This is a genomic window from Selenomonas dianae (assembly GCF_030644225.1).
In the GTDB taxonomy this organism is placed as follows: Bacteria; Bacillota; Negativicutes; order Selenomonadales; family Selenomonadaceae; genus Centipeda; species Centipeda dianae.
Genome location: NZ_CP128650.1, coordinates 2,239,486 through 2,262,596 on the forward strand (window position 1 = coordinate 2,239,486; position 23,111 = coordinate 2,262,596).

At 53.5% G+C, this 23,111-nt stretch carries 21 protein-coding genes; 2 read left to right on the top strand and 19 right to left on the bottom strand.

Going from position 1 to position 23,111, the window contains the following annotated elements:
* Positions 1–9: 9 nt before the first annotated feature.
* The 5 genes from QU667_RS10850 to QU667_RS10870 all read right to left on the bottom strand — a co-directional run bounded on the left by QU667_RS10850 (position 10) and on the right by QU667_RS10870 (position 2,537).
* On the bottom strand, positions 10–549 hold the full coding sequence (locus QU667_RS10850) for a F0F1 ATP synthase subunit delta (RefSeq protein ID WP_304987183.1): 540 nt from the start codon (positions 547–549) through the stop codon (positions 10–12).
* Complete coding sequence (atpF, locus tag QU667_RS10855) at positions 543–1,067, bottom strand: F0F1 ATP synthase subunit B (RefSeq protein ID WP_304987184.1); 525 nt, start codon at positions 1,065–1,067, stop codon at positions 543–545. The genes QU667_RS10850 and atpF overlap by 7 nt, the downstream gene beginning before the upstream one ends.
* Positions 1,068–1,108: 41 nt before the next feature.
* On the bottom strand, positions 1,109–1,360 hold the full coding sequence (gene atpE / locus QU667_RS10860) for a F0F1 ATP synthase subunit C (RefSeq protein WP_006690454.1): 252 nt from the start codon (positions 1,358–1,360) through the stop codon (positions 1,109–1,111).
* A 66-nt stretch (positions 1,361–1,426) separates the two neighbouring features.
* Complete coding sequence (gene atpB, locus QU667_RS10865) at positions 1,427–2,104, bottom strand: F0F1 ATP synthase subunit A (RefSeq protein ID WP_304987185.1); 678 nt, start codon at positions 2,102–2,104, stop codon at positions 1,427–1,429.
* A gap of 37 nt (positions 2,105–2,141) precedes the next feature.
* On the bottom strand, positions 2,142–2,537 hold the full coding sequence (locus tag QU667_RS10870) for a hypothetical protein (protein ID WP_304987186.1): 396 nt from the start codon (positions 2,535–2,537) through the stop codon (positions 2,142–2,144).
* A 432-nt stretch (positions 2,538–2,969) separates the two neighbouring features.
* On the opposite strand from QU667_RS10870, the gene QU667_RS10875 reads away from it, so the two are divergent.
* On the top strand, positions 2,970–3,230 hold the full coding sequence (locus QU667_RS10875; protein WP_304987187.1) for a hypothetical protein: 261 nt from the start codon (positions 2,970–2,972) through the stop codon (positions 3,228–3,230).
* A 36-nt stretch (positions 3,231–3,266) separates the two neighbouring features.
* On the opposite strand, the gene QU667_RS10880 is transcribed toward QU667_RS10875, so the two are convergent.
* The 12 genes from QU667_RS10880 to QU667_RS10935 all read right to left on the bottom strand — a co-directional run bounded on the left by QU667_RS10880 (position 3,267) and on the right by QU667_RS10935 (position 15,716).
* The gene (locus QU667_RS10880; protein ID WP_304987188.1) at positions 3,267–3,524 is read right to left on the bottom strand and encodes a Txe/YoeB family addiction module toxin; all 258 of its coding nucleotides are present in this window, start codon (positions 3,522–3,524) and stop codon (positions 3,267–3,269) included.
* Entirely contained in the window at positions 3,517–3,789 is a 273-nt protein-coding gene (locus tag QU667_RS10885; RefSeq protein ID WP_304987189.1) for a type II toxin-antitoxin system Phd/YefM family antitoxin, read from the bottom strand. The genes QU667_RS10880 and QU667_RS10885 overlap by 8 nt, the downstream gene beginning before the upstream one ends.
* A 104-nt stretch (positions 3,790–3,893) precedes the next feature.
* Positions 3,894–6,932, bottom strand: a complete 3,039-nt coding sequence (locus tag QU667_RS10890; RefSeq protein ID WP_304987190.1) for a two-partner secretion domain-containing protein — start codon at positions 6,930–6,932, stop codon at positions 3,894–3,896.
* A 22-nt stretch (positions 6,933–6,954) separates the two neighbouring features.
* A complete protein-coding gene (locus tag QU667_RS10895) occupies positions 6,955–8,397 on the bottom strand; it encodes a ShlB/FhaC/HecB family hemolysin secretion/activation protein (protein ID WP_304987191.1) in 1,443 nt (480 codons plus the stop codon).
* A gap of 303 nt (positions 8,398–8,700) precedes the next feature.
* Positions 8,701–9,609: an Rpn family recombination-promoting nuclease/putative transposase gene (locus QU667_RS10900; RefSeq protein ID WP_304987192.1), complete on the bottom strand. Its 909-nt coding sequence runs from the start codon at positions 9,607–9,609 to the stop codon at positions 8,701–8,703.
* Between the two features lie 141 nt (positions 9,610–9,750).
* The gene (locus QU667_RS10905; protein ID WP_304987193.1) at positions 9,751–10,473 is read right to left on the bottom strand and encodes a DUF4198 domain-containing protein; all 723 of its coding nucleotides are present in this window, start codon (positions 10,471–10,473) and stop codon (positions 9,751–9,753) included.
* 77 nt (positions 10,474–10,550) lie between these two features.
* Positions 10,551–10,679 carry a hypothetical protein gene (locus QU667_RS10910; protein WP_304987194.1) on the bottom strand — a complete coding sequence of 43 codons (129 nt, stop codon included), beginning with the start codon at positions 10,677–10,679 and terminating at the stop codon, positions 10,551–10,553.
* Between the two features lie 66 nt (positions 10,680–10,745).
* Complete coding sequence (locus tag QU667_RS10915) at positions 10,746–11,468, bottom strand: DUF4198 domain-containing protein (RefSeq protein WP_304987195.1); 723 nt, start codon at positions 11,466–11,468, stop codon at positions 10,746–10,748.
* A 144-nt stretch (positions 11,469–11,612) separates the two neighbouring features.
* Positions 11,613–12,827 carry an ISL3 family transposase gene (locus QU667_RS10920; protein WP_304987196.1) on the bottom strand — a complete coding sequence of 405 codons (1,215 nt, stop codon included), beginning with the start codon at positions 12,825–12,827 and terminating at the stop codon, positions 11,613–11,615.
* A gap of 119 nt (positions 12,828–12,946) precedes the next feature.
* Positions 12,947–13,369: a single-stranded DNA-binding protein gene (locus tag QU667_RS10925; protein WP_304987197.1), complete on the bottom strand. Its 423-nt coding sequence runs from the start codon at positions 13,367–13,369 to the stop codon at positions 12,947–12,949.
* A complete protein-coding gene (locus tag QU667_RS10930; RefSeq protein ID WP_304987198.1) occupies positions 13,369–15,381 on the bottom strand; it encodes a DNA topoisomerase III in 2,013 nt (670 codons plus the stop codon). Before QU667_RS10930 ends, QU667_RS10925 begins: the two co-directional genes overlap by 1 nt.
* Entirely contained in the window at positions 15,378–15,716 is a 339-nt protein-coding gene (locus QU667_RS10935) for a hypothetical protein (RefSeq protein WP_304987199.1), read from the bottom strand. Before QU667_RS10935 ends, QU667_RS10930 begins: the two co-directional genes overlap by 4 nt.
* Before the next feature lie 368 nt (positions 15,717–16,084).
* Between QU667_RS10935 and QU667_RS10940 the strand changes: the two genes are divergently transcribed.
* Positions 16,085–19,168, top strand: a complete 3,084-nt coding sequence (locus QU667_RS10940; protein ID WP_304987200.1) for a MobA/MobL family protein — start codon at positions 16,085–16,087, stop codon at positions 19,166–19,168.
* Between the two features lie 2 nt (positions 19,169–19,170).
* On the opposite strand, the gene QU667_RS10945 is transcribed toward QU667_RS10940, so the two are convergent.
* Positions 19,171–20,808, bottom strand: a complete 1,638-nt coding sequence (locus tag QU667_RS10945) for a MuF-C-terminal domain-containing protein (protein WP_304987201.1) — start codon at positions 20,806–20,808, stop codon at positions 19,171–19,173.
* Positions 20,809–20,835: 27 nt separating this feature from the next.
* Positions 20,836–23,097 carry a zincin-like metallopeptidase domain-containing protein gene (locus QU667_RS10950; RefSeq protein ID WP_304987202.1) on the bottom strand — a complete coding sequence of 754 codons (2,262 nt, stop codon included), beginning with the start codon at positions 23,095–23,097 and terminating at the stop codon, positions 20,836–20,838.
* Between the last annotated feature and the right edge of the window lie 14 nt (positions 23,098–23,111).

Sequence of the window (23,111 nt, forward strand, 5' to 3'; positions counted from 1 at the left end):
GTCACCCCGCTAGTTCGCCATTAACTCTGCCGTCATTGCTGCGAGACGTCCCTTGATGCTGCCGTCGATGCGGCGGTCGCCGATGCGCACCACCACGCCGCCGATGAGCGAGGGGTCGCGGTGCTCGCGCAGCGTTACCTGCTTGCCCGTGATGCGCTCAAGTTTCTCCGTCAGCTCCTTCAGCTGCGCGGGCGCGAGCGCGTCCACCGTCGTGACATCCGCCACGGCGATGCCGAGTTTCTCGTTCGAGAGCTGACCGAAGATCGCGTGGATCGCGTCGAACACCATCATGCGCCGCTTGTCGATGAGCAAGAGGAGGAAGTTCAGCATCGTATCGCGCACGCCGCCCTCGAACACCTCCTTCAGGAGGGACTTCTTGTCCTCCGGCCGGATGTTCGGGTTGCAGAGATACGCCTTCAGCTCCGGGCAGTCCTGATAGAGGTGCTGCACCTTCGCGAGATCCGCGCCGTACTCCTTGAGTGCGTGCTCCTCACAGGCAAGCTCGAAAATCGCGCGTGCGTACTTGCGTGCAAGTTCCATGTTCAGCATGGCGCATCACCGATCTTTTTTGCGTCGAGCTTCTTGATAAACTCGCCGATGATGGCATCGTTGTCCTTCGCCTCCAGATTCTTCCGGATGATCTTGCCCGCCGCTGCGAGCGACAGGGTGACAACCTCCGCCTTCAGCTGTTCAACGGCATGGGCGCGTTCGCGCTCCATCTGCAGCTCGTTCGCCTTCTTCATCTGTTCGATCTCGCGCTTCGTCGCCTGGATGCTCGCCTCGCGTTCCTCGCTCGCACGCTTCTCCGCCTGATCGACAATTTCCTGTGCCTTCGTACGTGCGGCGGCAAGCTGCGCCTTGTACTCACTGAGCGTCGCCTCGGCAGCGGCCGCATCCGCGTCCGCCTTTTCGATGCTCTCGGCGATCTTAGCTCTGCGCTCATCCATCATGCGGACGATCGGCTTGTACGCCACCGCGCGCAGGAGTGCAACGAGAATCAGGAAGTTGATGATTTGGACAGGCAGCGTCCCGTTGAGATCAATCAGCCCTTGCGTAATTTCGCTCAATTCCTATGCCCCCTTTGCAAAATCCATGCAATTCATACTTCTTAGTGAATCAGCGGATTTGCATAGAGCATGATGATACCGAAAACGACGCCGATGATGGCAAGCGCCTCGATCAGACCGACCGAGATCAGCGTACGCGTAAAGAGAACGCCGCCCGCCTCCGGCTGACGTGCCAGACCCTCGATGAAGCGGCCCGTAACAAGACCGTCACCGATGCCCGCGCCGATTGCGGCAAGACCAAAGCAGAGACCCGCACCGATAAGAGCGCCTGCGACCATGATTGCGTTTTCCATGAAGAAATCCTCCTTAAACAGTTGAACAAAGTCTTAGATGATGTGCATATTGCACGTGAAACCGGATTAGTGATCCTCTGTCTTGATCGCTGCGCCAATATAAGCCGTCGAGAGCATCGTAAAGACAAGCGCCTGCACAATGCCGACGAACACACTGAACGCGAGCCAGATCACCGAAGGGATGGTGGAGCCATTCCCGAGAAGCTGCAGCAGGATGTGAATGAGAATCTCACCCGCCAAGATGTTGCCGAATAGACGAAACGACAGCGTGATCGGTTTCGCAACCTCCTCGACAATGTTGATGATGATGAACGGTGCGACCGGCTGGAAGAAATGCGCCACATAGTGCATCCCCTTCACCGCAAGTCCCAGGACGTGCATCATGACGATGACCAGCAGAGCCAGTCCCAGTGTGGTGTTCAGATCGTTTGTCGGCGATGCCATCGTCGGAATCAGACCGATCCAATTCGACACGAGCAGGAACAGGAACAGCGACACGATGAACGTGGACAGGAATCCACGCCCGCGCGGCCCCATGTTCTCCTCGACCTGGTCATGAAGCGCCTCGATCACCGTCTCCATCATCATCTGCCAGTTCGACGTCGGCACAACCCTGAGATTGCGCGTCGCGAGCCAACCGATGAAGAGGACGACGACCATCGAGATCCACGTCATCACCAGCGTCTGCGAATTGAAGGTAAATCCGGCGATCTGCACTGCCTCGCGAACACCGATTTCGTGCATAACCTCTACCTCCCTCGGGGGGATCTCCCCCAGTTACCTACCGAGACTCCCGAGAGTCCCGTCTATCGGCGCGTATCGTCCGCACGATCAGCTGCACCATCATAATCGTGTGCGTAAGGAGGAATCCCCCCACCGCAGCGAAGAAATAGTGTACGCCCGCCGTCGTCGCCGCCCAGAGGACTGCCCCGATCAGCACGAGCATCAGCAAGAGCCCCACCTGCACCTGCGACGTTCCCGCCGCACCCAGACGCGCCGCACGCATCACGCGCTGCGCCATCTGTGCAAAGTAGAGCGCCGCCGCCCCCGTGCCCGCGAGCATCGCACCAACGAGCCGCAGTTCCCCCATGAGGAGAAGCGTGCCGCAGCCCACGAGTGCCGCCGCCGCAAACGAGAGGACGATCTGCCTCCGATACGCCGATAAAACCTGCCTCATATTCCTCCTCCGACCGTACCGCAATGCAGCGAATTTCTTAAAAAACGCAAGAAAACCGCCCCCACATTCCGCTTGGATTGCAGAGCCGCACACCGCGTACCGCCTTCGTTGAATATCAATACCTCAATGACATTCGACAGAAAAAACGTTTCTCCTTCCACAATTGTATCCATTTGTAGAAAATTTCACAAATTTCTCCGTCAATATCATAAGGTGCGGCTATATTCACACAATGATGTAATACATAGCCCTTATTGTCTATTATACGGGCTTCCCCTCTTTTTCGCAACATCCTTTTAATAGTTCTTTTCAATTTAATATTGTAATGTGAGATCGCCTTTGCTACAATGGGCGAAATATAGAGGACGCGCCTGTCGAATCGCAGGCGAGCCATGACCAACACAGCAAATACAGCCGAAAGGAGCGCATATTATGACCATCGAGGGAGCTGTCATCATCGAGCAGGGCGTGACCTTCGCCGTCATCCACGTTGCGCCCGAGGTCACGCGCTACACCGTGAAATCGACGCAGACCCGCCGCGCCCTGATGCGCTTCTTCCCCGGGATGCCGATCATCCTCATGAGCCTCACCCATGACGGCAAGCCGCAGTACTACGGACGCAAGGACATCGTGGATTTTTTGAGCGGCTTGCGGATCAACCAGATCCCGTGGAAGAAATATCATATTGTGTGAAAGAACGGAGCCTTCCGCATGGCAAGCACTCCGCTCTTATTCATAATGCCCCTTGCAGGCAGCGATATAGATATTCTTCTCGTCAAACGTGTAGATGAGGCGATCCACCTGCGTGATGCGGCGGCTCCAATAGCCCGATAGATCATGCCGCAGGGGTTCGGGCTTGCCGATGCCCTCGTGTCCGTTCCGCTCAATATCCTTCAGCAGTTCGTTGATCTTACGCGCCGTCTTGCGATCCTCCTGCACCCACGCCATGAAGTCCCGCCATGCATTCTCCGAGAACACCTTATTCATCGAGAAGCCGCGCCAATTCTTCCGATGACTTCTCTGTCACACATCCTGCACGCAGCTGCGCAATCCCCTCGACGATGTGGGCATAGTTGTGCCGATCACTCATCAGAAAGACATTCTCCACCAGATTGTTATAGTTTTCAAAGCTCATCAGCACAACATTCTCCTCATTGCGCCGTGTCACGATGATTGTCTCCGCATCGCGCGTTGCCGCATCACAATAGGACTTCAAATTGCTCCGCAGTGTCGAAAAATTCACCGCCACCATACGATCACATCCTCTCAGTTCTATTGTACCAAAACTCGTACAAAAAGCAAGAAAAAAGAGCAGCCGCCAAAGCGACTGCTCTTTTTCCTGCCGGAGAAGCAATATCACGCGAACGTTACAACGTCCTCCGCCTCGGTCTCGTCGGGGTAGACGGGGGCGACGGACGGAGATGCAGCGGACGCTGCCGCCTCATCGACGGTGTCCGTCGTGAGGTGTTCCTGCTCCGCCTTTGCCTCCTGTACGGGCGCGTAGGCGCTTACCACCGTCTCCGTGAGGGTTGCCTTCTCCGCGTCGGAGAGCGCGGCCGAGGCGGCGATCTGCTCCACGAGCCCCACGACGACGCCCGCCGTCTGCCGACGCGACGTACCGACCTTCTCATTGAGCTGTGCGACGGTCTTTACGAGTGCCTCGGCACGCTGCTCCTGCGTCGGTGCCGCAAGAGCCTCCTGTGCCTTTGCCTTGCCCGTCGCGATGTTCTCCTTGTCCTGTTCGGAGAGGTTCGTCTCCGCAGGTGCGATTGTGTCGGGAACGGAGGGCGGGACGGGCTTCTCGGGGGTGGGCGGGACATCCGCCGCGCCCTTTACGGTAAAGCCCTCAGCATCTATGGTATTGTGGTGCTTTACCGTGGAATCCCCATCTTTTATGAGGGACAGCTGAGAACCGTCCGTCCGCGTGACATCAGCCGCGATCAACTCATCACTTGCCTTGACTTCGCTATGACCATAGACCTCTGCACCACCTGCGGCAAGAGTTACATTATGCCCCGTCACTTTCGATCCCCACATGGAAACAATGTTATTCTTCGTCACATTCCCCTTCAATACGCCGCCCTCATGCGAGAAACTGGTACCCGTCAGAAGATAAACCCCTCCATCCGCCGTCAGTTGCGTCCCGTTCACAAACTGTGCTTTTCCATTAATAGGAATCACAGCTCCCGACGAAACCGTTGTATGGTCAAGATAAAGGACGTTATCCTTAGTTGTCGAGGCACGCATATTGCTGCCACTCAGGATGAAGCTGGCTGCCGCCACAAGTTTAGTATCTCTCGTCGCCTGAATCTGTCCGTTCTTCAGTACAACATTTCCGCCGACGAGATAGACATCCTTGCTGCCAGTGATCTGTGCGCCGTCCGCACTGAGGGCATTGCCCGCGCTCGCCGTGACTGTCACGCCGCTGTCCGTGCTCACGATGCGCTGTGCCGCTGCCGCATTCACATAGCCTGCGCCCTCGATGCGTGCGCCGTCAAGGTTCACGGTCGAACCGAGGAGTGCCACGGGATCGTTCTCGGTCTTGCCGAGGTTCTCGCTCTTGCCGTGGAACGCGAGATCGTTGCCCTTGTTGTGGGTATAGGTACGCGTTTTCCCGTCGCTGCTCACCTGCTCGCTGCCCGCAACGATGTCGAGACCTTTCTCATTCGCCGGATCTTGTGCCGCAAAGGTGATGCCGCTCTCCACCGTCACCTTGCCGCCGCGCACATCAACCGACTTCGCCTTGTATGTGCCCGTGCCGGCAAAGGTCACCTGCTGGTCGGCGGCAGTGGTAATCGTGCGTGCCTCACCGCCCTGCTCACGGTAGCTGCCCGTCGAAACATGAATTTTACGCGCGACATCCAATGCTGTATTCGTGAGTGTCACCGTGCCGCCAAGCATCTGAACGGACGCATCGGACTGAATATTTGCCCCATTCGCACTGAGTGTATTCGTCTTCGTCGCGTTTGCTGTGACGTGAGACTTCGCATCCAACTCGTTGACTGCACCGATGTTGACATTCCCCACACGACCGGTCTGCCCAATCTGTGCATCGTCCAGATTGACCGTATTGCCGAGGAGAATCACGTCCGTATCCGCCTTTTTGGCGAAGTCGTCCACCTTGCCATGGAACGCGAGGTCATTGCCCGCTGCGGTCGTATAACGATCCTGCTCATGGTAGACATTGCCTGCAACAACCTCGAAATTCCCTGCCTCGGACAGCTTGCCAAACGTCACATTGCTATCCACCGTCACCTTGCCGCCGTGGATGCCGACCTCATCCGCCTTCAGCTGACTGTTCGAGATCGTCACCGTGCGGTCGGGCGCGGTCAGCGTCTCGGTCCGCTTGCCGTCGCCGACCGTGCTGATACTTGCGATACCGTCGATCGCGAGATCATCCACAGAGATTTTGCTATTCTTGAGCGTGGCGACCCCGCCGCCGAGGCTGAGCGACTCGCCGTCCGCCGTGATATTGTCCGCCGTGACCTTGTTATCCTTCGTCGTCTCGGACGTAAAGCGGTGTTTGCTGCGGTCTGCACTGCGCTCATCCGACTGAACCTTCGAGGCGGCATAGATGGTGGTCTCCAGACGGTCGCCGCTCGTGCGCACGTCGTGGAACTTCGCACCCGTCGCCGTTGCCGTCGCGCCGCCGATCTCGACGAGGTTCTTGTCGCCGCCCTTCATGTTGACCGTGCCGTTAAAGACGACATCGTTGCCCGCATTGTGCGTGATGTTCTCCGTCAGCATCCGGTCGCCGTCAAACGTCCACTCCGCACGGTCTGCTGCGAGCACCTGTAGCATGGTCTTCGTCGACGTATCCCCCGCCGTGCCGAGGTCAAAGACCACGCCGTCCGCGACGTTCACCTTCCTGCCGATGAGGTTCACCTCATTACCGACAAAGTGTCCGCCCGTGACGTTGAGGAGGCCTTCGCCATCCGCCTTCAGAATGCGCTCCGTATCCGTCGCCTTCTCCGCGCTGAGTGCGGAGAGGGTCAGGTCGGGGATGTTCAGCACAGCGTTCGAACCGACATAGATGCCGCTCGGGTTGATGAGGACGAGATTGCCCTTGCCGCCCGTCTGCTCCATCGTGCCGAGGATGCTCGACAGCTGGCCGACACCCGTCACCTGATTGACGAGGGTCTTGCCATCCGCGATGTTAAAGTACAGTTTCTCCGTCTCGCCGATGTTAAAGGTATTCCATCCGACCAGACCGTCGTTCGCCGCCGTGATGGTCGCCTCCGAGGCGGGATTTGTCCAGTTGTTGTCGGTGATGGTGATGTCGCTGCCGCCCTCCATCACCACACCGTCCGTCGGCATGGCGAGTGCGGAGCTCGTGAGTGCCAGCGTAATGAGTGCCGCAAGACTGCCGCGGCGCATTTTCTTTTTGAAATTCATTCCGTTCCTTCCTTTCTACCTCTTAGAAGCTCATGCTCGCCGTCAGATTCCAGTGGCGGCGGTTTGCCTTCGATCGATCGAGATCGGTCTTGTCCGCATCGCGCAGAACCCGTGCGTAGTCGAGGGCAAACGAGAAGCGTCCGTCCGCATAGCGCACGCCAAGCCCTGCGCTCGCGATGCTGTCGCTGTCGTAGATCACACGGTTGCTGTTGTTGTTCGCCAAATGCGCATAGTCCGTGAACGCGAGGAGACGCGTATGCTTTGCGATCTCGGGGGTGTAGATCTCGATGCTCCCGACGACCCCCTTGTCTGCTGCAATCGCACGCTCATCAAAGCCCCGCACGCTCATCGCACCGCCCGCGCCAAGCTGCTCGACGGGGACGATGTGCTTGTTTGTATACTGTGCGTTCAGGCGCAGGGCACCGATCCAGTCGCTCTGCGAACGGGTCTGATAGTTCATCCCGGCACGCAGCAGGGTAAAGTTCCTGTCCGCACTGTAGGTGCGGTACGTATCGGCATCGCCGCTGACGTTGGTCGCAAGTCCGACGTTGTACGAGAGGACGCTGTTGGGCTTTTTCTCCGTGTGCAGGTAGGTCAGGGAGGCGAGCATGACGTCATAGTCCTGCGTACGCTTCGGTTGGATGATCGAGCCGATCCTGCCGCCCACCTCACTCTCCGTGCGGCGATACCCGAGGCCGAAATCGAGGATGTCCTTGTTCCGCGCGGTATAGGAGAAGAACCGCTGATAGTGCAGGTCGGCATTCGTGCTCCTGCCGCCAACGGTCAGATCGAGGAGTCCCCCTGTGCCGCCGTCGTAGTTGTCAATGTTCGTGCGCCCGTGGCTGACGCTGACGGATACAGCACCGTTCCACTCCGGCATGAGCTTCCGATAGGAGAGTGCGCCGACCTTCACATCGCCGAAATGCCCGGGCGATGTGACGAATGCCGCGCCGAACGTATCGGCACTGCCCGAGATGTTCGTGTTGATATAGGTGAGCGAGGTGCGCCAGTCGCCCGTGTACTCCGTTCCCGTGTTGCTCACGGCGAGGCGGACGTGGTCGCTCTTTTTCTCCGCGACACTGACCGTAACGCGGTAGCTGCCGTCCCCCACGGGACTGAAGCGCGTGCCGAGGACGAGCGCCCCCGTGTCGTTGACGCTCTGGATCTGCTGCGAGAGTTTGCGGATGTTCACGGTGTCGCGCGAGAGCTCGGGCAGCAGCGCACGCACGGTGTTCTCGTTCCCGCCCGTGACGGTGATCCCGCTCACGCGCACGTTCATGTTCCGCGTGTCCATCGCCGTTGCGTTCTTCTCCGCCGCGCTGCGCACATCCATCTCCGAACGCTCAATGGCGCGCGCCGCACTGTCGCGGTCGCTGTCCGCAGCCGCCGATGCCGTCCCGTAGTTCAGCAGTGCGCCCCCCGCGAGCATTGCCGCCGCGAGCATCCTTGCCTTCTTTTTCTTCATGCCTCTACCATCCTTTCGGAAGCACGCCCCGCCGTGCTGCATCCACACACACAGACAACGCGCACCTCGCTCCGCTTCGCCGCACAATCTGCGGCGCGTTATTGTGGCACATATCAAATGACCGTGGGCAAACTTATCCACAGTTTAATATGTATTGAAATTATAGCACGTGTCACCCCCCCGTCCAGACTTTTGTCCTGTTTTATCTATTGTTTTAATTTATAAGGAAAAACTATGACTGCAAGAAAACGGCACACAAAAAGCGCAGCCGTACGCAGCTGCGCTGTTCCTTCTGCGCATATCCTACTGTTTGAGCAACTGTAAATAGTTTGCCCGTTCCGCAGGTGCGATGTGAAGTACATCCATCGCCCGTTCCGGGGGGAGGGAAAGCTCCTCCATCAGATGCCGTAGGCTTTGCAGCATCGCTTGCTGCGTTCCTTCCGCACGTCCCTCGGCAAGCCCCAAATCACGCCCCTCGGCACGACCCTCGGCAAGCCCAATCCGACGCGCGGCTCTCATCCCGCTGATGTAGTCCCGCAGTGCCTTCTCGCGCTGCTCGTACTGCCAACGCTCCACATCGCTCTGCATAAAGACCTGCTCTGCCCGAATCGCCTCACTGATTGCTGCCTCGCTCATGGCCAGTTCCTCCGTTTCCCGTTCATCCAGTTTGTTTGAGAAATACGCGAGCCATTTCTCAAGCCGTTTCATTTCCTTAACCGATTTCACATGAAATTTCGGGATCTCAAGAAAGTGGATTTCCAAGTCCTCCGTCAGCCGATGCCCACTTGCGATGTCGTACAGTCCGTACATATTATGAGCGTTCTCCTGTGGCAGCAGACGGAAATTCAGCAGATTGATCGTGATCGAACGGGTCAGATTTTCATAGTCCTCCCCCTTACGCAGGCTCTGATACATCTGCGCCCAGTAGTACAGCGTCCGCTTTTCCATATTCTGATAGTTCACCAGCTGAACCTCGATGTTGATCTTGCTGCCGTCACTCACAACACCGTAAATATCGAGCCGCGAAAGCTTTTCCTCGCTAAACCTTGGATCAAATTCCCGATCAGCGAACGCGATGTCCGTGAGTTCATCCTCGCCCTCGCGCCCGAGCACGGCATTGAGGAAACTGAGTGTAATGCGCTTGCTCTCCTCCCTGCCAAAGACAAATTTGAACAGATAGTCGTTCATTGGGTTGTAGTTCTGCCGCTTCATCGTAGATTCCCTCCCTTGCACGCAGATTGTCTTTTTCTATTTTATCGTTTTTTTTCGATCGATACAAGGGAAACAGTTGCACGCGCACACAAAAAGCGCAGCCGTACGCAGCTGCGCTTTTCTCGTTTGCAAAAATACGGCTTACTCCGCTGGAAGGATGAACGAGAGGGAGCTGAACACCTTCTTCGTCACGTTTACATCGGCTGTCGGCAGCGCGACCTCCACGCCGATCACGTTCAGACCGTCGTTCGACACGCGCACGGAGACGTAGCCGTTCTCGTCCGCCTGCATCACGGAGGAGAGGTTGCCGAGCACATCCGCAATCACGGGGGCATTCGCGTACGGTGCGCCGTCCTTGTAGATGCGCAGAAGGAGGGTATCGCCGCGCCGCAGCATCAGCGGGTTCACCGCCGGCACAATCTGGATGGGGACGTTGTACAGCCCCGCCGGCTTCACATCCATGCTCCAATAGTGAACGTTGTACTTGTAGGCATAGATCACCGCCATCAGATTCTCGATGTCGGAGTAATCCCGCGTCGGGATCACCTTGCCGTCCGTCGTCTTTGCGAAATAGCCGTAGTCAAAGAACGTCGCCGTCACGCCGAGATCATCGCCCGGCACGAGGATCATGTTCTTGTCCGTGTCGATGCGCTTCACCGTCGTGGGGTTGAACTTCACATCATAGGCATCAATGCGCTGCACGCAGTCGGGGTCGTAGATGTTGTCGAGCGGACCCTCGCCGAGTACCAGCGCCTTCTGATCGAGGCGGTTCGCATAGTAGATGCCGTGCGCATCCGCAGGTACTGCGTACATGGAGAGTCCCAGTGCCGCGCCGAGCATTGCCGCCAACATTTTTTTCTTCATTACGTATCCTCCCATCGGGAAATCAATGAATCTGCGGAAACGGTGTCCCTTGTATTCTCATTATAGTATAACAAATCTCAATTTGCAAGAATGCATCTGTTTTGTCCTGACGCGCCCATCTCCGCATCGCGCCGCACACCGATCGCAATCGCCGCGCAACGCAGGGAGAGCAGCGTTCCTCCTGCCCCCTGCCAAACTTTCTGCATACAAAAAGAGGCGCTGCACGAAGTGATCAGCTTCGCACAGCACCCCTTTCGCTGTTCCGATCCGTATTACTCTGCCGGCAGGATGAACGAGAGCGAGCTGAACACCTTCTTCGTCACGATCGGGTCGTCCGTCGGGAAACCGACCTCAACGCCGATGACATTCAGCCCGTTGTTCGCAACGCGTACAGAGATATAGCCGTTCGCATCGGCATTCATCTCATTGGTCAGATCGCCGAGCACATCCGCGATCACGGGCGCATTCGCATAGGGCTCGCCGTCCTTGTAGATGCGCAGACGGAGCGTATCACCGCGCCGCAGCGTCAACGGATTCACCGCAGGCACGATCTGGATCGGCACATTGTAGATCGCGCCCGGTGTCACATTCTCATTCCAGTAGTGGATGTTGTACTTGACCGCATAGGTAACCGCCTTGAGATTCGGGACGCTCATAAAATCGCGCGTCGGGATCACCTTGCCGTCCGTCGTCTTTGCGAAATAGCCGTAGTCAAAGAACGTCGCCGTCACACCGAGGTCATCGCCCGGCACGATGCTGACATTCTTCTCGCCGTCCATGCGCTCCACCGTCGTCGGCTGGAAATTCACATCATAGGCATCAATGTGCTGCACACAGGCGGGATTGTAGGCATTGTCGAGCGGCCCCTCGCCGAGCACCAGCGTATGCATATCAATGCGATTTGCAAAGAAAACACCATGCGCGTCTGCGGGTGCTGCATACATGGAGAGACCCATCGCCGCGCCGAGCATTGCCGCCAACATTTTTTTCTTCATAACATTTCCTCCCATCGTAAAACAAACCGTTCTGCGGGGGATAACCCGCACTTTTGTTTATTATAGTATAATTGATTTCTATTTGCAAGAATAAAGAATTTTTGGCTCTTTGTCAATAGTTGTGGAGAAAAATAATGGGGATTTTTAGGATTTTTTTGTACGGCGACTTTGACGCTCTTCGCTGTTGAGAATATACATGATACGCCGACGGAAGTTTGCAAAGCTACGGAATCCGTAGCATACCCGTTTCAAGGTCTTAATCGTTGTGTTGCAGCCCTCGGTGAATCCATTATTATAGCCGGTACGGATCCCGTTCCAGATTTCCTCTTTCCACTGCTCGGTCGTTTTTAGAACTCTGATGAATGGCGCAATATTAGAGGCAAGAACGTGTTCCCTAAAATTTCGCAGCCGTTCCTTAAACGTCTTCCGATCGCAGCTGTCAAAGAGGCGATAGTATTCTTCTTTCAACGCATGGGCGAGGATCAGCTTTTCGGAGAGGCTGAACATCTGCGAGAGTTTTGCCCGTTCTCCTGAGCTGAGTTTATGTTGTCGTCGAAGCAGAACGCGGCGCGAGTTTTTGAACCATTTCCTATTATGTTTATCAAGTCCCGTCTGGACTTCTTTTCGGATGCTGTCCAGTGCATCGTTGGCAAGTCGTACCGCGTGAAATTTATCGGCTACGATTTCTGCATTGGGAAGAAAATCTTCAACGAGCCGACGAAAGAGCGGCGATAAATCAATGCTGACCAGCGCAACACTTTCACGATCCGCAAGTGGATAGCCTTGGATCCTATCATAGAGTGTTGCAACGCTGCGATCATCAATGATGTCACAACACTTACGCTTCTCTAAATCGTTGACCACGACCTGAAATTGTGCGCCAGCATTTCCTCGAAACTCATCGATTGAAATAACGGTGCTTAATGTTTTTGGGCTTGCTGCCTCTTTTTCTTCGACGCAGTTCATCGCTCGCTCAAAATAACGCATAACAGTGTTCGTAGAGATTCCATGTCTGCGTGCAATAAGTGCGGACGGAACAAGTTCGCTGTGCTCCTTGATAATGTTGTCGATTTCACTGCGAGGAATGCGCTGAAAACGTTCGATGAACGAGTTTTCCTCGAAAAAGGCTTTCCCGCAATCCTGACAACGGTAGCGGCGTTTCCGATAGATATAGACCGTATCGGTTGGAAGCCCGCATAAATTTTGCGAGCGATAGGAGTGAACATAGGTATGCTGTGATCCGCAAATAGGGCAAACATGATGCTTGCGCGGCAAATGAAATTGTACGCAGCTCTCAGTGGTTATTTCCTTGCAGTCCTCTGGTAGTTTTAATAAAAAAATGTTAAAATCCTCGTACATGGAGAAAGCTCCTTTCTGATTGTTTTCGCCAACACACAGTATAGCGAAATTTCTCCATGAAAAAAAGGATGGATGCCAGCATTTGCGGTCATCCATCCTTTTTTGATGAGAAGTATCGGTCAAAATGGAATTTCGTCATCATCCACTGTCGGAAACGATGTTTTGGAAACCGATTCATCCGAAACTGTTTCCGGCAGTTCCTCGTTTGTTTTGCCGTCTCTCTTTTGAGGTGTCAGGAACTCGACCTCCGTGGCGACAACTTTCGTCCAATAGGAAGTGTTTCCCTGTTCATCTTGACGGCTGTCTGAATCAAGACGACCGATCACATTGATTCGATCACCACGTATCAAATGATCGACACAGGTATCGGCGAGCTTATTCCAAATTTCAATTTGGAAATAATTGACGGGATACTTCCCCTCCTCGTTTCTTCGAAAACCTTTCTGGACGGCAAGCGGAAAATGAATAACATGCTTCCCTGTCTTGGTGTAGTGTTCGCGAATGTCCGCAGCGAGACGACCACTCAAAGCTACGTTGTTCATCAGAATTTCCTCGCTTTCATTGTTGGACGTTTGGGGGCTGTATCCGGTTTTCCATTTTTATCCGGCAGCGTCGCTTTACATTCCGGATAACCGGAGCAAGCCCAGAAGAACCCTTTCGTTCCTTTTCTACGCACCATCGCCTTGCCGCATTGCGGACACTTCACAATATTTTTCGGTGGGGAAATCGTTGAGGTTTTCGCGTTTTCAAGCAGTTCCCGCACATAGACTTCCTGCTGCGCAGAAAAATCTTCGACAGACATGCTTCCGCTGCTGATCGCATCCAGATCATTCTCCCATTGCGCAGTAATGTCCGGAAAGATAATTTTGTCCGGTAGAATTTTGCACAGCGAGATGCCTAGTTCGTTCGGCACGAAGTTATTTTTTTCGAGCCGGACATAGCCGCGCTTCTGGATGACTTCAATCACTTCGGCGCGTGTTGCTTCCGTTCCAATCCCGGAACACTCTTTGAGTGTTTCTTTGAGTTCCTTATCTTTTACATACTTATGGATCTCTTTCATCGCCTTTAGGAGTGTTGCCGGAGTAAAACGCGGCGGCGGTTTTGTTACGCCCTCCTGAATCTTCCCATCCTGATATGTGACGGAATCTCCTCCACGGACGCTTGGAAGATTCTGCACCTCATCGGCACCATCCTTTGCTTTATCATCGGTCTGCTTTTGATAGAGTACTTTCCAACCGTCCTGCAAAATCACTTTTCCGCTTGCCGTAAAGATTTCCTCTCCAACGGAAACGTCGATTTTCGTAGAGAGAAATTCCTGCGCCGGATAAAACTGTGCGATGTAGGCACGCGCAATGAGTCCGTAAAGATTTTTTTCCTTTTCCGAGAGTGTCGCATAATCAGGGCGAACGGTCGTCGGAATGATCGCATGATGCGCTGAAATCTTTTTATCGTTCCACGCGCGGCTCTTGATGCTGCGATCCGCTTTTTCAGCAAACGCGGAAAACGGCGCAGAGAGTGCGGCAAGATTTTCTAAGATCGCATCTTTATCGGCAAGCTGATTCTCCGGCAAATAGTCGCAGTCGGATCGTGGATAGCTTGTGTACTTCTTTTCGTAGAGGGACTGCTGCGCATCAAGAACATCCTGCGGTGAATATCCAAACACTTTGCCGGCATCGATTTGCAGCGCAGAGAGTGAATACGGAAGCCGCTGTGCCGCTGTCCCTTTCTTCTGCTCTACACTGGAAATTTTCGCAGGAGATTTTTTTACTTCTATTATAATGCGCTCTGCAACATTCTTTTCGATGATGCGCCCTTCCCCATCGACCCCATCAAGTTCGCGCGGCTTCCATTTTGTGAGAAAGCTGCCGTTTTCATGCTGCCAAAGAATGCGCGGCGTGAAGAACGTCACCGGGCGAAATTGCTGGATTTCAATTTCGCGCCGGATGACAAGCCCCATCGTCGGCGTTTGCACTCTTCCGACGCTGACCGTATTCGTATACCCCGCCTCACGCGCACGAATCGTATAGATGCGTGAAAGGTTCATTCCGATGAGCCAGTCGGCGCGACTGCGTGCAAGAGCGGAATTGCGCAGACCGACAAACTCATCATTGCTGCGCAAACTCCGCAGCGCATCCGCGACGGATTTTTCATCCAGCGCATTGAGGAGAATACGTCGGATCGGCTTTGCTCGCAAAACGCCAAGTTCGCTTAGCACTTCATCAACGAGGAGCTGCCCCTCACGATCCGGATCGCCGGCATGAACAATCTCATCCGCATCCTTCACAAGTGCACGGATAATTTTGTACTGCTTCGCGGTACTCTGCTTTACCTTCATCTTCCATGCAGATGGAAGAATCGGTAAATCCTCGATACGCCACTTTGCATATTTTTCATCGTATTCCTCAGGACTGCATTGTTCGAGGATATGACCGAAGCACCATGTTACAACGTCATTCCCTGCGTAGATACATCCGTCTCCTGCAGTGCATTTTCCAAGTCCCTGCGCAATCGCACGCCCGAGACTGGGTTTCTCTGCGATAAAAAGACGCTTCACATCATCGCCCCCTCATGCGCTTCGCTCTCCGCATTTTCTTCGGTCGCATACGCTTGCTGCTGCATGACTTCCTGCTCCTTTTTTTCCTGTGCAAGCGCATAGAGGCGTTCCAGTTCCTGCGGCGTGTCAAATCCCATCGCAACAACTTTTTCACCGATGATCGCGCTACGCATCTTCTGGATGTCGCTGATCGCTTTTTTGCAGGTACGGATTTTCTGCTGTGCGCTCTTCAGCCCCTTTTCAGCCTTTTCCAAAGACTTCATGTGCTTTTGGAGCTGATCGTCGATTTTTGCAAGCATATCCTTCGTCTCATTCTTCTCGTTTTCAACTGACATAGAAATCGCCTCCTACAAAGTTTGCCTTGTTGGCAAAAATAACATTTCGCTTCTTGCTGCATTTTATCACAGCAATCTCCGATGGCACAACATATTGTGCCATGTGACAAATCTGTCACTTGATATAGTGGTATCACGATAGTATAATCAGGGGGTCTTGAGAGGTTTCGAGGTGCACTTAGGAGTTTCTCACGGGTGAGAAACTCGGTGCAGGAACGGCAAAAAACGCAGAATCATAAAAATGTGATTCTCACAAAAATTTAATGATTCTGTTCTGCCAATCGCCTACGCTCCTTGAACCTTCGGTTTCGCAAAAATGACGAGAATCCGTAACCTATATTCGCAGAATAACGAGAGGAGATGAGATCATGGCGTGCTATCACTTCCGTTTGAAGTCGGACAAGAAGCCGAATGGTATGCGTGTCTCATCGGCAGAACACATCTCGTATGTGAACCGCGAAGGAAAATATCAGGATGCAGACAGCAGATTTATCCTGCAAACAGGAAGTTATAAAAATACGATTTACGGCACTCATCCAATTCTGTCGCTGCCGAAAAAACCGATGCTGCTCTATAGCAGTCCCTTCGGAAATATCAAGCTCGACGCACACGGTATTCACGTCAGTCACGGGGCATCCATCGAGACACAGGCAATCGCACTCAGGACAGCGCAGAAAATTTTCGGCGATGAACTCGGTGTTCATGGAGATGAGGGTTTCACGCGCAATCTCCTGATCGCCGAAAGAGACCTTCAGCTGGGTGCGCATTTTTCGGATGCGGACTTGGAGCGTGCCAACGAAAAGATGCAGAAGGAGCGTGAAGAGATTGAATGGCAGCGAGGACTCGCTCAAGGATCTGCTATCAGTGCTCGACGATACACCGGAGCAGACAGCGATGGAGGAACATTTGGAAGAAGTGGGCTTGCCCGTATACGAGGAGACTGGAAGTCCGGAGCCGATGGATTCGACATCAGCGTATTCCAGTCAGACGCTCCTCAATCTACCATCGAAACTCTTACCCAAAAAGGACTTCACCTGCATGTTCTGCCCGGCGGCAATGTGGCTCACAAAAGGAGACGTACTCATCTGTTTTTGTCGGATGATGAAAAGCGTATGCTTTACCTCGACGGAGGAAGACGAGAGTCTAATCTTGCTATGCGATGGTCCCTTTCTCGTGGACGCAGAGGCGAAATAGAAAAAGCCGCAGATTCCATTCTCGGCGTTTTGCAGAAAAACGTCGATGGCGATTTTGCGTTTGCACATCTACAGTACATCAATCGCGAAGCCGCATTCACGAATCGCGGCGGCTGCGTCGCTACCGGTCATCACCTTCCGCAGTGGGCGAACGATTCCCCGCTGCGCTTTTTCCATGCAGCCGATCGATTCGAACGCTCAAATGGTGAGCGATATAAAGAAATCGTCTTTTCGCTCCCGCAGGAACTTACAACGGAACAAAACAGAGAGATCATCGACCGCTTTCTCGAAAAGCATCTAAAGGGGCACTATTACGCATGGGCGATTCACGAAAAGATCGGAGCAATGTCTGGTGGTGAGCGTCATCCGCATGTGCACATCATGTTCTCAACGCGCGAACTGGATGCCATCGAGCGGACAAAAGAGCGCACGCCCGAAACTTTTTTCAAGCGTGCCAATACGAACACGCCGGAACGCGGCGGATGTCCAAAAGCAGAAAAGTGGGTCGGCAAAGATCGACGGGAGTATCTTCTCACCATGCGCGAAGATTATGCACGCATTCAAAATGATGTGCTCGAAAAATACGATATTCCGGTGCGCGTCAGTCATCTCTGCCTCGAAGCCCAAAAGATGCAAGCGGAGATGCGCGGTGACTGGGTGCTTGCAGAGATTTTGGATCGTCTTCCGCAGACTTCCACATCGCCGATCTCCATCATCCGCGACGATGATGTCGTGCGCCGCCAAAAGCAACTGCGCAAATTCAACGATCAACGAACGGATCAGATCATCCGTCGCGCTCTTGAAAACGATGCAGAGAAAGAAGAAGATGCGCAGCGGATGTTTTCTGCTGCGTGCGAAACACATGATTTGCTGCGCAACGAACTTCTTTCCCAATACGAACAACACGATCAGGAGGAAATCGAAGCACAGAAAAATGAATTGGAAGACGCACGGAAAGAAGTAGAGGTCTTAGGTTCTCTCGTCATGTGGGGAAAGGATGCGCTCGAAGAAGCACGCCTCGACTTCCTCGGCGAAGAGGGCAGAGAGGCGTGGAGCACGGTCATGTCGTTACGCAAAGATTTGAACGAGGCGAAAGAGTTCAGTGCATCGTTTCAGCTTCCCCCGGATGCCTCAGAGGAAGAGGATGTCGCGATGGGCGAACTCGAGATCGCCATGCACAAGCGCATACAGAAACTCACACAGGAATACAAAGACGCGGCAAAGAAGTTGCAGCCCCATCTCAAAAAACTCAGTGCACGCAGCACACATAAAAACATTCAGCATCGCATAAACGACTACCTTTTCCGGAACGAACTTCCAAAGGCACGCTATCTAAAAGCTCTGAAAAAGTACGCTGATCTTGCAGAGAAAACAAGATGCAAGCTGGATAACGTGCGCTGCGCGTTCGCAGCGCAGAACAAGTATGATCTCATGCGAGACGATCTTTCGATGACGCTCGACGATGTAACATCGATTCTGCGCCATGCGAAGCAGCACGCCGATCATCAGGTGCGCAGCAAAGCAGCGGAGCTTGTTGCTGCACGCAAGGAAGTGCTCTCATACGAGCGCATCATACAGATTGCAGAAAACATCTATGAGCGCGGCGGTATCAAACGACTGCGCGAACGAGAACGCAAACTCGCAAAGAACGAAGAGTATCTTACAAACGACAAGGAAGCACTCACAAATGATGAGCGTGTGTTTATGGCAAAACCGATACCGAACGGTCATGAACTTTTTGGCAGTCAAAAAGCGGCGTATGAAAACGAGAAGCGAGAACTCGCCGATCGTCGGAAAGAACTTTCAGAGAGAGCTATGCGACTTGCGGATGAACGCAGAGAATGTGCCCGTCTGCGCAGCGAGATCGATGCACGTCGCGATACGCCGGAGGCAGAAAGAAAGATCCAGCAGATTGCCGTCGGCATTATGCGCAAGAACTGGTCTGCCGTCATGAACGTAAAAAAAATTGCCGCAGAGCTGGAAGCTCTACAGCAAAAATATGATACCGCCGATGCGCGTGTAAACGCAGTTGAAGCCGAACGCGACAAACGCGGCGGTGCTGCGCGTGTCGTCTCGAAGGGCGGTCGGAGTGGCGGCTCACCGATGGATGATGCACGCGCGATTGCAGATCAGCTGCGCGGCGTGCCGACCACTCAGCTGGTCGCAAAGGATCGTGATGACCGCATGGATGAAAACTGGACGCTGATGTCGGCGTTCGAGCGTGACGAGATCGCTGAAGAATCTGCACGAGGACGGTAACGTCACCGTGATTTTTCCTCGCGCTGCTCTTCCCTCTCCCGCACAGAATCCTTTGCAATATTCCTCGCCCCGCCTTTCTCCATCTCCTTGCGGTGCGGAGATTCGGCGTGCAATGTCTTTTCGATGGCATAGACACCGAATCCGGCTTTCGCCATGCGGCTTGCAACACGCCGTTCTGTTTCCACCGTGCCCTGCACCTTGCCGTCCTCTGTTTCCTGTTTCATGGCATCACGATAAAACTCCGTCGCCGATTGAACCTCATGTGATTTCTTGATAATTTCGTCACGCCGTTGCGTTAGGGCGGTGATGCCTTTGTCGAATACGCCCGCAACGCTGTGAAGCACACCGTCAATCGCCTTGTGCGCCTTTTGCTTCAAATAGCTTTTGACCTTGGTCGGCGCAAGTTTCACGGAGTAGTAGGCTTCTTTTACAGATTCCCGCGATGCAGCAAACATCTCGGATGCAACAATGCGCGGCTGATTCTTTGCCTCTTTGCGCATTGCATCGATAACAGCGAGAAACTCCGTTGATACGGCGATACAGCGGGCAAGCTCCTCGGACGACTGCGCTTTCAATTCGCGCTCACGCTCCAGCTCCTCAATCCGCTGGCGAAGCCCTTCGATCTGCTCCTGATACTCCTTCTCCCGCTGAAGAATGAGTTCGCATCGCTCCTGCATGTAGGCAGCTCCCTCGCGCATGGATTCATGCGCATCGTGAAGTGCCCTGCTGCATTCCGCATCGGACTTGCCTTCGCTCCTTGCATCACCTGCCGCCTCAATCTGCCGGACAATGTTCTCGTGGTGCGTAGCGTAGCCGTCCCATGTCTCCTGATCTGCGCCGCAGGTCTGCTCTGCCTCCTCCACATTCTTCATGCTTGTATGAAGATCGTCGGCGATGCCGCGCAGCTCTTTTATGGCATTGTCGTCCAGAGCCTCCTCAGCCATCGTCAGGCTGTCGGAAATCTCCTGATGATAGTCACTAGAATATCTATCTTTTTCCGCTGTCATCAATAGCTCCTCCTCTTTTTCCTGTTTGAACTTGACAAGATCACTTTCTGTCTTTATACTGGAAGTAACAAGGTTGCCCTTTCTAGCTGCCATGGGGAATTGGACCCCGGCGGGAGCTAGAAAGTTGGTAGCCTTTTTTGTGTGTGCATAAACCAAGTTGCCGTCAATAATATTACGAACATACCAGCGGTAATTGATGTGTCCACCATCTCCTTTGCCATAAACAGATGTCATCATGTTTACGCGCCCTTCATTGCGATCAACATTCAGCTCAAATGGAATGATGATGTTTACGCCACTAGCATCCTTCACATCTAAAACTGCCACTAGACGATCAGGAGACGTACTAGATTTCATAATCATCATTGGATCGGCAAGAGCTCTAGGTATCTGCCGATATACCTCTGTTGTGATTTCAGGGTGATCGTTTTTTATAGCTTTTAATTTAGAAACATCAACGTAAATCGGCAAATCATCCATTCCGACAAACTGTAATGCCAACGGAGTCTGAGCTACCCGTATTGGCAAACTGCCTGAAGTCCGGTCTCCTGAAAACCACTCCTGTATTTCCTTGGTAAAATGATCTTCATCTTTGGTAATTTGAGCATCTTCAAGCTCCTTGATGTATCGCACCGCTCTTTCTCCTCTCTTCGATACATGCTATCTGATATACTGTACAACGAGAGCAGGTTCTCTCACTTCCAGTTCATTCACCGACAAGAGCCGTTTGATTGACGGCTCTTTTTCTGCATTACGGACAATTTCTTTCCCGTAGGATCGATCCTGAGAAATGGCAGCGTAAGGGCTGTTGCGTTGGATTGTGTCAGCGATATTGCTGCGCAGACGGTCGAGCTCAAGATAGGCATCTGCATCATCAGCGAGCGAGGCTTTTATTTCTTCGACAGCAAACTCCATATCTGCCTTTTGCCATCCCCGCTCATCCATCGGCGTATAGCTGGAAATACCGCTTTGATATGCACGCTCACGAAATCCTTGCGCATAATCCCTGTCGCCATAGATACGCTCGTTTTCTTGTGGAACATCCGTCATCGCAAAGACACCGGGATGCGTGCGCATCGTTTCTTCTGTCTGCGCAGCACGATAAAACATCTCCCGAATTTTATCGCAGTACAGCCGATAGGTGTCTTCGCCAACACTTTCCTGTGCTGCTGTGCGAAGCTGCTGCACGCGCTCATCCGCAAGCGGCGTAAGGACAAAATCCCCCTTATGCACGTTCAGTTCCTGCTCGACAAATCCGACATCTGCCACGCGGAAGATGCGCCCATCTGTTTCGATGAGATCACCTTCCTCAAGAAAGCGTCCTTCCTGCGGCGGGCGCACAGCATAATGTGCAAGAATCTGATCGAGACCATGCTCGCGCATCATGTCAGTACGGACATAGTTCTCTTGCGCGGTGATTTCGTAGTCACGATTCAGGTACGGCAGCGATGCTGTTGGCGAGACACCTTCTTTATGCTGATAGATGGTAACGTGCATAGACTTGTTGGCGAAGTAGTTGTAGTCCGGGGTCATCTCGTAGGCGGCAGCCACGCTTGCAGGGAGCTGCTTTTCATAATATGCTGCTCCATAACGCGCAGACTTGTCATCCGAATCGACGAGATAGAGATTCTCCTTTGGGATTGCCCCTGCATCAGCCGGACGCTCCGTCAAAAGGTATTTGTAAAACCGTGCCGTCCCACGTGCCAGTGCTTCCGGTGGAAGCGTCAATGTACGCAAATCGGTAACAGGGATAGGCATGGTATCACCGATCGAAGGGGTATCGGTCGTCACCGCTTTTTCCTCCGGTGCTTTGTCTTCTGCACTATCTATGATAACGTCCTCATTCGCCACAGTCAGATCTTCCATACGGAAACGCTCAGGCATGAATCCCTTGATATAGTCTGCAATCTTCCGTGCTTCTGCGGAGGCGCGGAAAATCTCCATCTTATCCTCTTTGAGATCCTGCACCCAGCTCTGGACATACGCTGCGTGATTGGTCGGATTCATGGGCAGCCCGAAATCAAGTGCAAGATACGCAGAAGCAAGCTCTGCGCGCAGTTCTTCCTTTGCGTATTCAGGTGAGCCATGCTCGCCTGTCAGATTCCGATCGAGACGATTCTTGTGGCTCGTCCAATGCGCAAGCTCGTGCAGCGCAGTCGCATAGTATTCGCCGAGACTGGGAAACGCCTCCTTCGGTGGCAAATGAATATCATCCGTTGACGGTGAATAACATGGATGAGGTTTCGCCGCAGGAACATCATGCTTGATGACAGCGCCGCTTGCCTTTAGGATGCCCTCTGCAATCTCATATTGTTCCTCATGTGTATATCCCCGCTCTTTCGGAACGTATGGCTTGAGCGGATGCTCTTTATAGGTGCACTTACCATCTGCGTCAAGGATCGGATTCCCGTCTGCGTCCCGCAGGTATTCACGACGCACACAATCAGATGCGTGAAAGACGTTGCAGAACCGCTTCGCCCAGTATTGCTCATCCTCTGGCAGCGGATTCCCGTTCTTATCGTGCGTCTGCTTCCATGACATCTGAATGAGCACGGACTTTGCACCTTTTCTGACACCATATTGCCATTCGAGTTCAGGATTGACGGGATCACCCTGCTCCTTTAGTGCGGCGACGCGCTCCCGAAAGATACGATTCTGAGCGTTCAGCATTCCCATCGTAAAGAACCGAGGATCGTTGCTTTCCTTTTCTGCCATGATGAACGAGAGGTATACGCTGTTGATACGGGAGTACCGATGCCGGCTCTTTCCGTTGATCGGACAGACAAGTGCTGCACCGACGTTGTTGTCCCAGCCCTGTTGCCAAGGGAGTTTTCCGCTCTCCATCAGTGCAATGATTTTCTGCGTAGTCTGCTCGTACAGATCGGGTTTGGAGGCTTTGTTTTTTCGTCCTACATTTGCCATTTTCTGTTTCTCCT